A 13,790-nucleotide genomic window follows, 5' to 3' on the forward strand; every position below is an offset into this window, starting at 1 on the left:
GTACTAGGTATCGGACCCCTATCTGGGATGGGTTCGACTCCCGTTCGAGGACCATCGAAGGACCAGACACGATGGCACGCGAGCGGTCGAGCGCCCTTCTCCGACGGTCCTAGCACTATCTAGAGGGGGGTTTGTCAAGGCCATTAGGCGGTACTGAACACGCGTCGTGTCGCACGGATCCCAGCATGCGGACTCGGCTGAATCGGCGTGGGATTCGTCCGGCACGACCTGCCAACGATCGAAAACGGTGGTACGATGACACGCTCGAACGCGGAGAAAACGGACGAATCGACCGAGGAACCGACCGGCGACCGGCTCGGTTTCGAACGGCGACCGCTCCTGAAAGCGGTCGGTGCCGGCACCGCACTCGCGGCCGGCGCCGGTATCACGACTGCTGGAGGGGACGAAGACGACGAATCCCACGAAGACGACGGGTACGACGGGACCGACGAGGGCGACGGCACCGACACGGCGTCCGAGACCCGGGAGATCCATCCCGTGTACGGCTATCCGGCGAGGGACGCCGCAGCGATTCCGGACTCCATCGAACCGGACCACGAAATCACGTTGGACGTCGCTCCACCCGGACCGGATCAGCCGCCGTTCCTCTACTTCGACCCCACCGGGCTTCGTGTCGATTCCGGTGACGTCGTGCAGTTCACGTTCGCCAGCCCCGACCACACCGTCACCGCCATGCATCCCGAGATCGGACTGCCCCAGCGGGTTCCTGACGGGGCCGAGCCGTTCTCGTCGCCCGTCCAGGGGCCGGGGTCGGCCTGGCTGTACCGCTTCGACCACGAGGGAGTGTACGACATCTACTGCGCTCCCCACCTCGATTTCGGCATGGTGATGCGGGTCGTCGTCGGAACCCTCGAGGAAGCGGAACTGCCGGAGTACGCGAGGACGGTCGAGGACCTGCCAAGCAGGGAGGACGTCAGTGCCGGGCTCAACGAGATGAGCGAGCAAAACGAGGGCTGCGAGTGGCCGAACCTGATGCCCGCCGGGATCCTCGGAACGGACGCGCTGGACGCGATGACCATCCAGAGAGCGGGTACGGTTCCGTTCAGCGCAGTCGTCGAGGAACTCGGCTACGAACTGATCGAAGCGCCCGAGGGACCACCCTCGGAAGTGGGTGAACCGACCGTCCGGGTCCGCGACCATCCCGACTACGGCGAGCTCCTGGTCGGCCCCGAGGGAATGACGGTCTACATGTTCGACCAGGATACACGGAATGCCGGCGAAAGCGCCTGTAGCGGTGACTGTGCGGACGCCTGGCCGCCACTAACTGTCGACGGCGACAGGGAGCCGGTCGCCGGCGATGGCGTGACCGCAGACCTCGAGACGTTCGAGCGGGACACCGGCGAGCGCCAGGTGACGGCGAACGGGTGGCCCCTGTACTACTTCTCGCGAGACGAGGAGCCGGGCGACGTCCAGGGACAGGGCGTCAACGACGTGTGGTGGGTCCTCCGACCGGACGGGACCCCGCTCAGGACCGACTCCGACGACTAGGAGCGAACCAACATTTTTCCGGGCCCCTCGAGCCGAGGTGGGTGAACTCGCCCCGCGGAGTTAGTGTAGTTCCCCGACGAAGGCCGTCGCGAGCGTCTCGAGCGCGTTCCGCAGGTGATAGTGGAAGGTCGTCTCGGAGATGTCCATCGAGTCGGCGATGTCGCCCGCAGTGCTCCGACGCGGCCACTCGAAGTAGCCGGCGTGGTAGGCGCGCTGTAGCGCTTCCTGCTGTCGGTCGGTCAGTCGGTCCGCGATCGACTGGCGGATCTCGATCGGCTTCTGGACGGGCCGATCGAATTCCCGCTGGGCGACCAGCGTCGACTTCGGGTACGCGGTCTGTAGCCGATCGGACAGCTGTCGGATGTCGGTCGTCTGCGGCGCTTCGATACAGAACCGCCCCCGGCCGTCGTCGGCGTATCCCGAGGTGAGCATCGCCCCGTGTTCTGCGAGTTCGGTGACCGCCGGGCCGTTCATCGCGAACTCGAGCAGTCCGGTCTCGCCTTCGTCGGCGACGACCCGCGCTCGCTCCACGTCCGGATCCGCCGTCGCGACCTCGCGGACGGCCGCCGGCTCGGCGCCGTCGACGGTGAGGTACACGCTCCACGTCCCCGACGCCGACTCGACGTAGCCGGTGATGTCGATTTCACACGCGAGGCGATCGGACGCCCGGACGAACACCAGCCCGGAGTCGGTGACCTCGAACTCGAGTTCGACGATCGTGTCCGCAAACAGGAGCGCGTGCTCCTCGATGGCGTTGATGGCGAAGCCGACAGCCTCGCCGAGAACCTCGAACCCGCTTTGCTCGCGCCGGCTGAACGCGAGCGGACGAGTCGCGTAGACGGCCAGGATGCCGTACGTCCGGTCGCCGTGGACCAGCGGCACCGCGGCGGCGGACTCGACGCCGCGCTCGAGGGCCGCGTCACGCCACGGTTCGAACGTCGGATCGGTCCGGATGTTCTGGCTCACCTGGACCTCGCCGCTTCGGAAGGCGCGGCCGGCCGGCCCCTGCCCGGTCTCCTCCCCCGCGGTCGTGACCGTCACGGTCTCGACGTACCCTTCGTCGATTCCGGCGTTGGCACGGGGAACGATCCGCTGCCCGCCCGTTTCGGGCGCACCGATCCAGGCGAACTGGTAGAGATCGGAGGTGGCCAGTCGATCGCAGACCGTCTGTTCGATCTCGGTCCGCGTCGGCGACGCGAACAGGTCACGGGTGATCTCGAGGAGGAGTTCGTTGATCCGGTTGAGCGTCTCGAGTTCGTCGCGCTGGCGCTCGAGTTGCCGTTCGCGTCGTCTGCGCTCCGAGATGTCGATGGCCATCAGGATCGCACCCTCGAACTCGTCGTCCCGGTACAGCGGGACGCCACGCCCGGTGAAGTACGCTTCCTTGCCGTAGATGGATTCGAACGGGAACTCGAACTCGATCGTCTCGCCGTCTTTGAGCCGCGTAAAGAGGTCGGCCTGCCCGGTCTCGGCGATCGACGGCAGGTCACGAATATCCGTGCCGATCGCCTCCGACTCCTGTTCGTTCTCGGGGAGGCCGATGATCTCTTCGGCCCGCTGGTTCTCGTACGTGATCCGCAGTTCGTCGTCGAGGCGGAACATCCCGAACGGTGCGTTCTCGACCAGTTCCTCGTTGAACCGTCGGGTGGTTCGGAGTTGCCGTTCGCGTTCCGTCCGGTCGGTGACATCGCGTGCGACACCACACCGATAGATCCGGCCCGTCTCGCGGTCCTCGAACGTCGTTCCGCGGAACTCGTGGGGGACTCGCTCGCCGTCTTTCGTGACGAGGTCGACCTGCCGGTCGCCGAGTTGGTCGAGGCAGCCGCCGGCGTCGGATCCGGAACCCGAATCGGAACCCCGTTCGCGTTCTTCCGGCGCGATCAGTTCCGCCGGCTCGAGTCCGGCGATCTCCGAATCCGTGTAGCCGGTCACCTCGCGGAGCGTTGCGTTCCAGAGAACCGCATCACCGTCCTCGTCGAAGACGTAAACGATGTCCTCGACCGCGTCGAACGCGCGCTCGAGCAATCGAGTGTGCTCTCGCGCGTCCCGTCCTGTCCGTTCCTCACCCGCGGCCTCGCGCGCGGTACAAACGTACTGATCGTCGGTCAATCGGGCGATCGACAGTTCGTGCGAAACCGTGGTTCCGTCCCGTCGCCGGCCAGTGATCGTCCCCCGCCAGTACCCCTCTGATCGACACGACGGGAGGATCTCCCGTTCCAGTCGGGATCGCTCGTCCTCCGCGAGACGGCGATCCCACGGTTCGCCGACCAGGTCGTCCGGACGCGAAAACCCGTATAGATCGGCGTACGCCGCGTTGACTGCCCCGTGTCGTTCGCCGTCGACGATGGCTATCGCGTCCGTCGACGCGGTCGACACTCGCTCCCGCTCCCGTATAGCCCCGGCTCCGTCACCCATAGTATGACATCCCCTAGCAAACAACTTAATGCCCGAGCCCCGCCGATCCCCGGCCTCGAGAGCTCCCAACACGGCGGTACGTGATCGACCGGGGCGGCTACTGTTCGGGCAGTCCCTCGATGACCTCCCGGTACTCGTCCTCCGGGAAGGCCTTCAGCGTCTCGCTGCTTATTGCCCCCGCTCGCGTGACGGTGAGCACGAGCTGGGCAGCGGTTTCGTCGTCCGGAGCCTCGATGACGGCCACGGCGTCGTACTCTCCGAACGTCAGATAGAACTGGTCGACCGTACTGTCCATCGATTCGGCCAGTTCCCTCGCGTTGGCGAGCCGATCCGGACTCTCGTCGATGTTCTGGATCCCCTGTTCCGTGTACTCCAGCAGGCTGATGTAGGTCGGCATGGGCTCGTTTAGGTCCATATTGACCGAAAAACACCCCTCAAACTATCTCTAGGCGGGGATCCCGTCGTTCTCGAGTCCCGCCTCTGAGGCGGAGCGGAGAGACGAACGACGAACGCTCGTTCGACCGTGATCGGGTTAACTCGACCAGGCTCTGGAAACCGGTCGCTCACGGATCAACTCGCGACAGAAGTAGTGGGTTGGGGCAGATTTGAACTGCCGACCTCCTCCATGTCAAGGAGGTGTCATAACCAGACTAGACCACCAACCCGCCTGGTTTTCTCCGTGGCGCGTCGCGCCACGTTGTCTGCACTCATTCGTTGCCGGCCACCATAATTGAAGGTTTCGAATCGGTCGCCGTACGCGAGGGATCACCACGGGAGGCTCCACCGGCACGCTTAAGTCCATGTACTCATTTGGACATTACAAGACAACTACGTACATTGGTGTTCACTATGCAGGATTACGTCGAACGCGTCACCGAAGGAGAGGATCTCACTCAGGCGGAGGCTCGAGCGGCCTCGAGCGCGGTGTTCGAGGACGCGACGGAGGCACAGATCGGCGCGTTGCTCGCCGCGCTCCGAGCGAAAGGCGAGACCGAAGCCGAGATCGCCGGCTTCGCGGAGGGGATGCGCGAGGCGGCGCGGACGATCACGCCGGACCGCGAGCCGCTGGTCGACACCTGTGGCACGGGCGGAGACGACTACGACACGATCAACGTCTCGACGACGAGTGCGGTCGTCGCCGCCGGAGCCGGCGTCCCCGTCGCGAAACACGGGAACTACTCGGTGTCGTCCTCGTCGGGCAGCGCGGACGTCCTCGAGGTCGCGGGCGTCGACGTCGAGGCCGAGCCGCCGGCCGTCGAAGGGGCGATCGAGGACGACGGGATCGGCTTCATGCTTGCGCCCGTCTTCCACCCCGCGATGAAGGCCGTGATCGGTCCGCGCAAGGAACTGGGTATGCGGACGATCTTCAACGTGCTCGGCCCGCTGACCAACCCCGCGGGTGCGGACGCCCAGGTCGTCGGCGTCTACGATCCGGACCTCGTCCCCGTACTCGCGGACGCCCTCGCGCGAATGGACGTCGAGCGCGCGCTGGTCGTCCACGGCGCGGGCACCGACGAAATCGCGATCCACGGCGAGACGACCGTCGCGGAGGTCGACGGCGAGGACGTCGAGGAGTACACGCTCGAGCCCGCCGATCTCGGCCTCGAGGAACACGACATCGATGACATCGCCGGCGGCACCCCCGAGGAGAACGCCGACGACCTGCGGGGGATCGTCGACGGGACCGTCGACGGCGCGAAACGCGACGTCATCCTCGCCAACGCCGGCGCGGCGATCTACGTCGCCGGCGAGGCCGACACCCTCGAGGAGGGTGCCGAAATCGCGCTCGAGGCAATCGAATCGGGCGACGCCGCGGCCAAACTCGAGCAGTTGCGGGCGAGCCCGGAAGCGGACGCGGAACCGGAACCGCGGGAGGCCCGATGACGATGCCGCCGGCGCGCGACGGTCGTACCCGGACGCGCACCAAAATCTGCGGGCTGACGAACGTCCCGGACCTCGAGACCGCCGTCGAGGCCGGCGCGGACGCGGTCGGAGTGGTCTGTGACGTCCCCGTCGAGACGCCCCGGGAGGTCTCGGTCGAACGCGCGAAGCGGCTCGTCGATGCGGCCCCGCCGTTCGTGACCGCGGTACTCGTGACGATGCCCGACGATCCCGGAGCCGCGATCGACCTCGTCGAGACGGTCGAACCCGACGCGGTTCAGCTCCACGGCGGGTTCGCCGCGGGTGATCTGGGCTACCTGCGTTCGCGGGTCGACGCGTCCGTTCTGTACGCGGTCGACGCCGACGAACCGGACGCCGCGAGCACCTACGACGACGTCGTCGACGCCCTGGTCGTCGACTCCGCTGACGAGGACGGCGGCGGCGGGACCGGCGAGACCCACGACTGGGATCGGACCCGAGAAGCGGCCGCGGACCTCGAGTCGCCGCTAATCCTCGCGGGCGGGCTTGAGCCGGACAACGTCGCCGCAGCCGTCCGGACGGTCGACCCGTTCGCGGTCGACGTCGCGAGCGGCGTCGAGGCTGCAGGTGGAAAAAAGGACGCCGACGCCGTCCGCTCGTTCGTCGAGCGCGCAGCGAACGCGACCGCCGATCGGAGGGTCGAGCCCTAGCATGTCGGTCGACTTCGATCTGGGTCGCGAGGAGTTCGTGGAGTACGCCGCCTCTGAGGACGAAGGCGGGAACGAAGACGACAACCGTCCCGTCGTCGTCCGCACCGTCGCCACCCTCGAGGTCGAGACGACCCCCCTGTCGGCCTACGCCGCGTTGACCGGGCGTACGCCGGGCAGCGACCGCGACCGGTCGCCCTACGCGTTCCTGCTGGAGAGCGCGGAAAAGACTGCCTCGAGCGATCCGGACGGCGCGTTCCGCCCGAGCACCGCTGGGGCCGAACGCCACGCACGGTTCTCCTACGTCGGGTACGATCCCGAGGCAGTCGTCACGGTCGAACCGGAGGGAACGAGCGTCGAGGCCCTGACCGAGGACGCACCCCTCGAGTCGATCGAGGTCGAGGGCGACGGCTCGGCCGACACCGTCGACGCGCTCCGGGCGGCCATGCCGGACGCACGACTCGAGAACGCGCCCGATCCGGGCCGCGATCGACAGCACCTCACCGGCGGCCTGGTCGGCTTTCTCGCCTACGACGCGGTCTACGACCTCTGGCTCGAGGAGGTCGGCGTCGAGCGGCCGGACTCCCGGTTCCCCGACGCGCAGTTCGTCCTGACGACGAAGACGCTCGCGTTCGACGAGCGCGAGGGGACGGTCTCGCTCGTCTGTACGCCGGTGCTCGAGGCCGACGACGACCCGGAGGAGGTCTACGACGAACTCCGCGCGGAGGCGGCCGCAGTCGCCGAGACGCTGCGGGCGGTCGGTGACGAGCGGCCGGACGCCGGCGGGTTCGTCCGCGAGGACGAGGTCGCGGGGTCGAAAGCGGCCTACGAGGAGAGCGTCCGGGCGGCCAAAGAGCACGTCCTCGACGGCGACATCTACCAGGGCGTCGTCTCCCGGAAGCGGGAGCTGTACGGGGACGTCGATCCGCTGGGGTTCTACGAGGCGATGCGCGAGGTCAACCCCTCGCCGTACATGTACCTGCTCGAGCACGACGACCTCACCGTGGTCGGAGCCAGCCCCGAGACGCTGGTCTCCGTGCGCGGGCGCGAAGTCATGTCGAACCCGATCGCGGGGACCTGTGATCGGGGGACGAGCCCGGTCGAGGATCGCCGGCTCGCCGGCGAGATGCTTGCCGACGAGAAGGAACGCGCCGAACACACGATGCTGGTCGACCTGGCGCGCAACGACGTCCGCCGCGTCTCGGAGGCCGGCACGGTCCGGGTCGACGAGTTCATGAACGTCCTCAAGTACAGCCACGTCCAGCACATCGAGTCGACGGTGACGGGAAAACTCGCCGCGGACGCGGATGCATTCGACGCGACGCGTGCCGCGTTCCCCGCCGGGACGCTCTCGGGCGCGCCGAAGATCCGCGCGATGGAGATCATCGACGACCTCGAGTCCGAACCCCGCGGGCTGTACGGCGGGGGCGTCGGCTACTTCTCCTGGACGGGGGACGCGGATTTCGCGATCGTGATCCGGACTGCGACGGTCGAGGAGGGCGTAACGCTACCCGACGCGGACGGACGACAGAAACGGGAACGGGAACGGGAACGGGATCGCATCACGGTCCAGGCCGGCGCCGGACTGGTGGCCGACAGCGACCCCGAAAGCGAGTACGAGGAGACCGAGAAGAAGATGGGCGGCGTCCTCGCCGCGCTCGAGCGGATCGAGGAGGACGTCGAGGCGACGACCGAGACCGCCGATGCGCTCGAGACCCCGGAGGTGAGCCGATGACGGCGAACGCGACGGTCGACGAGACGGAACCCGCCGACGAACGCGCCGAAACGCGGCGCGTCCTGTTCGTCGACAACTACGACTCCTTTACCTACAACCTCGTGGAGTACGTCAGCCAGCAGCCGAACACCGAGACCGAGGTGCTGAAAAACACCGCCTCGCTCGAGGAGGTGCGCGCAGCCGATCCCGACGGGATCGTCGTCAGCCCCGGTCCCGGCCACCCGAAGAACGACCGTGACGTCGGCGTCACGACCGACGTCCTCCGGGAGGTGAGCCCCGACGTCCCGACCCTGGGGGTCTGTCTCGGCCTCGAGGCGGCGGTCTACGAGTACGGCGGGACCGTCGGGCGAGCCCCGGAACCGATCCACGGGAAGGCATCCGCGGTGGACCACGACGGCGAAGGCGTCTTCCGGGGACTGGAGCAGGGGTTCCGGGCCGGCCGATACCACTCGCTGGTCGCGACGGCGGTGCCGGACTGTTTCGAGGTGACGGCGACGGCCGAACACGGATCGGAGACGCTCGTGATGGGCGTACGCCACCGCGAGCACTCGATCGAAGCCGTCCAGTTCCACCCGGAGAGCGTGCTCACGGCCGTCGGACACGACGTGATCGAGAACTTCCTCACGCTGCTGTAAGAGAAGAGGGACTGTGCCCCGATCGAGTTGCCGACTCCGCGTCCGTCTATCCCGAAACGCCGGGTAGCATCCCCAGCGTCCCGGTCGCATACAGCGCGGCGAGCACTATCGCGGCGACGATGCCGACGCGAACAGCCAGTTTGATCGCGATACGGATCGCGATGACGGCGACCGCGAAGGCCGCCAGCCCGGCCAACACGAGGAGGACCGTCGATCCGGTAAATGGTTCGAACATAGGCAACACCCCGTTCCGAAGGGACGTAATCTTTCTGGATATCGTGACAGACGCGAGCAAGCAACCGTCATCGAAACGAACGGGTAGAACTCTCGACTAGACCGAAAATCGTGGGAACGGCTTTCACTTTCAGTATGGTCTGAAAATCGTTAAGGCCTCCGCGCCCGTAGCCTCCGACAGGAGTCGACGCGACCGTTTCCGCGGTCGTCTCGGGGGGACAACCAGACCCAGTAGAGACGTCTGTGAAAAATAAATTGTATTAGTTCAATAAAAATGGGACAGCTAGGACAGCTTTATGGTGAATGCATGAATACCGAACCTTCGTCACGAATGATGAGAGCCAGGACCCGGACTGACGCCAGAATCGACACAGGCCGACCCGATAGCAGCGAGGTGAGCCACGCGTGAGCGAAAGCGAACTCTCCGCGGAGGAGCTTACCCTCCCGATCAAACGCACCGAGGGGGACACGCTCGAGGACCGTCTCACTGGTAACGCCTATCACAACATCCTCCCGGCCCGATATCTCCGGAAGGACGCCGACGGAGACCTCATCGAAGAACAGGAGGACCTCTTCGAACGCGTCGGGGAGAACATCGCGCTCGCAGAGGCCGTCTTCGAGGCCGAAAAACGAGACGTCGAGATCACGGTTACGCCGGATCAGCTCAAGCCCGACCACCCGCGGCGGGACGAACTCGCCGAGGAGGTCTTCGGCGCCGGCACGACCGCGGAAGACGACGACGAGGCGACTCTCTCGATCTACAACGTCAACAAGTTCGCCTACGAGACCGTCGTTCCCGAACTCCCCGACGAGATCCGCGACCACGTCGAGTCGGTTGCCGACGAGTTCCAGGGAATGATGGAGAACCTCGATTTCATGCCGAACTCGCCGACCCTGATGAACGCAGGGGACGAGCTTCAGCAGCTCTCGGCGTGTTTCGTCGACTCCCCCGAGGACGACATCGACGACATCCACCAGACCGCCAAGGAGGCCGCACAGGTCTTCCAGAGCGGCGGCGGCATGGGCTATGCCTTCTGGCGGCTTCGACCCTACGGCGACGCGGTCGGCTCGACCGGCGGCATCGCCAGCGGTCCGATCACGTTCATGCGCACGTACGACCAGATGTGTGAGACGATCGCCCAGGGTGGCGCGCGACGCGGCGCCCAGATGGGCGTCATGCGCGTCTCCCATCCGGACGTCATCCAGTTCATCCACGCCAAGAACAAGGACGTCTCGCTGGCCGAGACGCTGCGCCTGAACGACCCTGACGACTACACGCACACCTCCTTCCAGGAAGCCTTAGAGGAGGCCCGCGAACTCATCGACGACGAGGGAAAAGTCCCCAAGCACCTCCGGAACGCCGTCGAGGGCCACCTCTCGAACTTCAATATCTCCGTCGGCATTACCGACGACTTCATGGACGCGGTCAAAAACGACGAGGAGTTTACCTTTACCAACCCCCGGACGGGCGAGCCACACGTTGCGACCGAGGAGACGAAGGAACTCTACGAGATGTTCGGCCTCGGGGACCACGTCGAGGTCGGCGAAGAACTGTCGGTGCCGGCCGGGGAACTCTGGGACGACATCGTCGAGGGCGCCCACGAGAACGGCGAACCCGGTGTCATCTACCTCGAGCGCGTCAACAAGCAACACTCCTTCGACGTCGAGAAACACCCCGATCACCGTATCCTCGCAACGAATCCCTGTGGCGAACAGCCCTTAGAGGAGTACGAGGCCTGTAACCTCGGCCACATCAACCTCTCGACGCTCGCCGACCTCGAAGCGCCCGACTGGCGCGTCTGGTACGACGAACACGGCGACAAGTACGACGACCTCGAGGCCGCCGTCGACGCTTTCCTCGAGGAGGCCGTCGACTTCGAGGAGTTCGACCGCCGCATCGAGATGGGGACGCGCTTTTTGGAGAACGTCGTCACCATGTCGGACTTCCCGGTCGACAAGATCGAACAGAAGGTCCGGGAGATGCGCAAGATCGGGCTGGGCATCATGGGCCTGGCACAGCTGTATATCCAGCTGGGCATGGAGTACGGCAGCGAGGCCTCCAACGAGGTCGCACGCCAGCTGATGACCCACATCAACCACACCTCGAAGTGGACGTCCCACGAACTCGCCGAGGAACGGGGCAGTTTCGAGGAGTGGGACAAGTCCAAGTACGCGAACCCGACCGAGTACCGCGAGTGGTTCGAGCACCAGACCGGCCTCGACGCCGACGACTGGGCGGACGGGTTCCCGATCCGGAACCACAACACGACGACCATCGCGCCGACGGGCACGACGAGCATGGTCGGCAACACCACCGGCGGCTGTGAGCCGATCTACAACGTCGCCTACTACAAGAACGTCTCCGACGACGTCCAGGGCGACGAGATGTTAGTCGAGTTCGACGACTACTTCCTCCGTGTACTGGAGGACAACGACATCGACGTCGACGCGGTCAAGGAGGAGGCCAAAGAGCAGATGGCGACCAACCAGTTCAACGGCGTCGAGGGGCTCTCGACGGTGCCCGACGCCATCGGCGAACTGTTCGTCACGACCGGCGACCTCTCCGCGAAGGAACACGCCGGCGTGCAGGTCGCCTGCCAGGAGGGCGTCGACTCCGCCATCTCGAAGACTGTCAACGCGCCCAACGACTCGACGCTCGAGGACGCCAAGGACGTCTTCGAGTACATCTACGAACACGGCGGCAAGGGCGTCACCTACTACCGCGACGGCACCCGCTCGAAGCAGGTGCTGACGACCCGCGCCGACAACACCGACTTCGCCGACGAGACCGAAGCCGCCGAGGCGCTGGTCGAGCAGATCGACGAGATCTTCGGCGGCCTCGAGGCGTTCCTCGAGAACGAGGACGTCCAGGAACTGCTCGAGGACGAGGTCCCGACGATCGCGACGGACGACAGTGACGTCAAACCCATCGAGGTCGACTTCACCCAGAAGCGCGAGCGGCCCGACGCCCTGCAGGGCGTCAGCCAGCGCATCGACACCGGCTACGGCAAGGTCTACGTGACGATCAACGAGGATCCCGAGACCGGCCAGCCGTTCGAACTGTTCGCGAACATCGGCCACTCGGGCGGCTTTACCAACTCCTTCACCGAGGCGCTGGCGAAGGTCATCTCGACCTCGCTGCGCTCGGGCGTCGACCCCGAGGAGATCGTCGACGAACTCTGTGGGACGCGCTCGCCGAAAGTCGCCTGGGACAAGGGCGAACAGATCCAGTCGATCCCCGACGCCATCGGCACCGCGATGCGTCGCTACCTCGAGGACGAGATCGACAAGCCGTACCCGACCCAGCAGACGCTCGAGGAGTCGGCCGACGCGGGGGCAGCCGAGTACGACGGCCCGCAGACCGACGGCGGCGCCGCGGCGGCCGAGACCGCCGGTAGCGATACCGACACCGACACCGACGCGACGCAGGACCTCATCGACGCCGGCGAGTCCCCCGAGTGTCCCGACTGTGGCTCGCTGTCGCTGTACTACTCCGAAGGCTGCAAGACCTGCGAGTCGTGTGGCTGGAGCGAGTGTTAAGTAGCGGGTAGTTTTACCTCACCTCTCACTCTCCGTTCTCCTCTCCACTGCGATCCGAGATCCGAGCAGCGCGACGGTCGCCCGGAGCGCCGGCAGCATCGATCGGCAGGCGTCCTCAACGCCACTTCGCTCGAGCGCGGTTCCGAACACTTAGCACAGTCGAGAGCGAGGTGTACGACGAGATGAGCGATGGCGACGGCGACGGCGTCGGCGACCCCGACCACGAGGCCGAACGAGACCACGGCGGCCGCCCCTGTCCACACTGCGAGCGCCCACTCTTCAAGCGCCATTGCAAGTACGTCTGTCCTCAGCACGGCGTCGTCTACGACTGTGCGGACACCTTCTGGTGAGGTCTGGCCCCCGCTCGAGCGACCCGTCGTCTCCGGCGACAGTCACTCGCCGGAACCTATTTAGCCCAGAATCACCCTGCATCCAACGATGCGAATACCTACGGGCGTACCGGGGTTCGACGAGCTAGTCGACGGCGGGCTCCTGGAAGACCGGCTGTACATCGTCAGCGGACCGCCGGGAAGCGGCAAGACGACCTTCTGTTCGCAGTTTCTCACCAAGGGCGTCTTCGAGGGTGAGACGGCACTGTACCTGAGCATGCACGAGTCCAAGGAGGAACTCGTCACCGACATGTCGAACTTCGAGTTCGGCTTCGAGCAGGCGATCTCCTCGAGCCAGATGAAGTTCCTCGACGTCTTCGACGCGGAGGCAAAGCGGCTGTTCTCCTCGTCGTCGCGGACGGGCGCCGACTCGCCCGGCAGCGTCGAGAACCTCTCGAACAAACTGGTCTCGTTCGTCGAGTCGAAAGGCGTCGACCGGCTCGTCATCGACTCGACGATGCTGCTCGAGTACTACTTCTCGGACGACGTCGACGAGCTCGTCACCTTCCTGACGAAGCTCAAGCGTTCGGACGCGACCGTCCTCCTGATCTCGGAGATGACCGATCCGACCTCCTACTCGGACGGTCACTACCTCGCCCACGGGGTCGTGTTCATGCACAACTACCTCGAGTCCGGCGGGATGACCAGGGGCGTCCAGATCATCAAGATGCGCGGCACCCAGATCGACTGCGACATCAGGGAGGCCGAGTTCACCGATCGGGGACTGCGCGTCAAGCCGAACGAAAAGATCCAGTCCTGATCCCCG

At 65.8% G+C, this 13,790-nt stretch carries 11 protein-coding genes and 1 tRNA gene; 8 read left to right on the plus strand and 4 right to left on the minus strand.

Translation table 11 applies throughout. The features are described 5' to 3' along the window. Positions 1-255 precede the first annotated feature (255 nt). A complete protein-coding gene (locus tag CHINAEXTREME_RS14565) occupies positions 256-1,509 on the plus strand; it encodes a plastocyanin/azurin family copper-binding protein (RefSeq protein ID WP_238593294.1) in 1,254 nt (417 codons plus the stop codon). A 60-nt stretch (positions 1,510-1,569) separates the two neighbouring features. On the opposite strand, the gene CHINAEXTREME_RS14570 is transcribed toward CHINAEXTREME_RS14565, so the two are convergent. The 3 genes from CHINAEXTREME_RS14570 to CHINAEXTREME_RS14580 form a co-directional block, all read right to left on the minus strand. Beyond that, the gene (locus CHINAEXTREME_RS14570) at positions 1,570-3,924 is read right to left on the minus strand and encodes a bacterio-opsin activator domain-containing protein (protein WP_238593295.1); all 2,355 of its coding nucleotides are present in this window, start codon (positions 3,922-3,924) and stop codon (positions 1,570-1,572) included. A 97-nt stretch (positions 3,925-4,021) separates the two neighbouring features. After that, entirely contained in the window at positions 4,022-4,321 is a 300-nt protein-coding gene (locus CHINAEXTREME_RS14575; protein ID WP_007143841.1) for a GYD domain-containing protein, read from the minus strand. A 193-nt stretch (positions 4,322-4,514) separates the two neighbouring features. Continuing rightward, a tRNA-Val gene (locus CHINAEXTREME_RS14580) sits at positions 4,515-4,589 on the minus strand. A gap of 184 nt (positions 4,590-4,773) precedes the next feature. On the opposite strand from CHINAEXTREME_RS14580, the gene trpD reads away from it, so the two are divergent. Genes trpD through trpG form a run of 4 tightly spaced genes read left to right on the plus strand, consistent with a single transcriptional unit; the run spans position 4,774 to position 8,861 of the window. Beyond that, positions 4,774-5,808 carry an anthranilate phosphoribosyltransferase gene (gene trpD / locus CHINAEXTREME_RS14585; protein ID WP_007143840.1) on the plus strand — a complete coding sequence of 345 codons (1,035 nt, stop codon included), beginning with the start codon at positions 4,774-4,776 and terminating at the stop codon, positions 5,806-5,808. Then, positions 5,805-6,494, plus strand: a complete 690-nt coding sequence (locus CHINAEXTREME_RS14590) for a phosphoribosylanthranilate isomerase (protein ID WP_007143839.1) — start codon at positions 5,805-5,807, stop codon at positions 6,492-6,494. Before trpD ends, CHINAEXTREME_RS14590 begins: the two co-directional genes overlap by 4 nt. Before the next feature lies 1 nt (position 6,495). Further along, positions 6,496-8,226 carry an anthranilate synthase component I gene (gene trpE / locus CHINAEXTREME_RS14595; protein ID WP_007143838.1) on the plus strand — a complete coding sequence of 577 codons (1,731 nt, stop codon included), beginning with the start codon at positions 6,496-6,498 and terminating at the stop codon, positions 8,224-8,226. Further along, entirely contained in the window at positions 8,223-8,861 is a 639-nt protein-coding gene (gene trpG, locus CHINAEXTREME_RS14600; protein ID WP_007143837.1) for an anthranilate synthase component II, read from the plus strand. Before trpE ends, trpG begins: the two co-directional genes overlap by 4 nt. Before the next feature lie 46 nt (positions 8,862-8,907). On the opposite strand, the gene CHINAEXTREME_RS14605 is transcribed toward trpG, so the two are convergent. Further along, on the minus strand, positions 8,908-9,096 hold the full coding sequence (locus tag CHINAEXTREME_RS14605) for a hypothetical protein (RefSeq protein WP_007143836.1): 189 nt from the start codon (positions 9,094-9,096) through the stop codon (positions 8,908-8,910). A 404-nt stretch (positions 9,097-9,500) separates the two neighbouring features. Between CHINAEXTREME_RS14605 and CHINAEXTREME_RS14610 the strand changes: the two genes are divergently transcribed. The 3 genes from CHINAEXTREME_RS14610 (at position 9,501) to CHINAEXTREME_RS14620 (ending at position 13,784) form a co-directional block, all read left to right on the plus strand. Then, entirely contained in the window at positions 9,501-12,635 is a 3,135-nt protein-coding gene (locus CHINAEXTREME_RS14610) for an adenosylcobalamin-dependent ribonucleoside-diphosphate reductase (protein ID WP_007143835.1), read from the plus strand. 182 nt (positions 12,636-12,817) lie between these two features. Further along, on the plus strand, positions 12,818-12,985 hold the full coding sequence (locus CHINAEXTREME_RS14615; protein WP_169317741.1) for an HVO_2523 family zinc finger protein: 168 nt from the start codon (positions 12,818-12,820) through the stop codon (positions 12,983-12,985). Between the two features lie 88 nt (positions 12,986-13,073). Then, entirely contained in the window at positions 13,074-13,784 is a 711-nt protein-coding gene (locus tag CHINAEXTREME_RS14620) for an RAD55 family ATPase (RefSeq protein ID WP_007143833.1), read from the plus strand. Positions 13,785-13,790: the final 6 nt, after the last annotated feature.

It is taken from the genome of Halobiforma lacisalsi AJ5, from assembly GCF_000226975.2.
GTDB classification, from domain to species: domain Archaea; phylum Halobacteriota; class Halobacteria; order Halobacteriales; family Natrialbaceae; genus Natronobacterium; species Natronobacterium lacisalsi.

Bases quoted from the DNA above. Each gene is read 5' to 3' on its own strand.
- CHINAEXTREME_RS14565 (WP_238593294.1), top strand. From the start codon at position 256: ATGACACGCTCGAACGCGGAGAAAACGGACGAATCGACCGAGGAACCG.
- CHINAEXTREME_RS14620 (WP_007143833.1), top strand. From the start codon at position 13,074: ATGCGAATACCTACGGGCGTACCGGGGTTCGACGAGCTAGTCGACGGC.
- CHINAEXTREME_RS14590 (WP_007143839.1), top strand. From the start codon at position 5,805: ATGACGATGCCGCCGGCGCGCGACGGTCGTACCCGGACGCGCACCAAA.
- CHINAEXTREME_RS14575 (WP_007143841.1), bottom strand. From the start codon at position 4,321: ATGCCGACCTACATCAGCCTGCTGGAGTACACGGAACAGGGGATCCAG.
- CHINAEXTREME_RS14615 (WP_169317741.1), top strand. From the start codon at position 12,818: ATGAGCGATGGCGACGGCGACGGCGTCGGCGACCCCGACCACGAGGCC.
- CHINAEXTREME_RS14570 (WP_238593295.1), bottom strand. From the start codon at position 3,924: ATGGGTGACGGAGCCGGGGCTATACGGGAGCGGGAGCGAGTGTCGACC.
- trpD (WP_007143840.1), top strand. From the start codon at position 4,774: ATGCAGGATTACGTCGAACGCGTCACCGAAGGAGAGGATCTCACTCAG.
- CHINAEXTREME_RS14605 (WP_007143836.1), bottom strand. From the start codon at position 9,096: ATGTTCGAACCATTTACCGGATCGACGGTCCTCCTCGTGTTGGCCGGG.
- trpG (WP_007143837.1), top strand. From the start codon at position 8,223: ATGACGGCGAACGCGACGGTCGACGAGACGGAACCCGCCGACGAACGC.
- trpE (WP_007143838.1), top strand. From the start codon at position 6,496: ATGTCGGTCGACTTCGATCTGGGTCGCGAGGAGTTCGTGGAGTACGCC.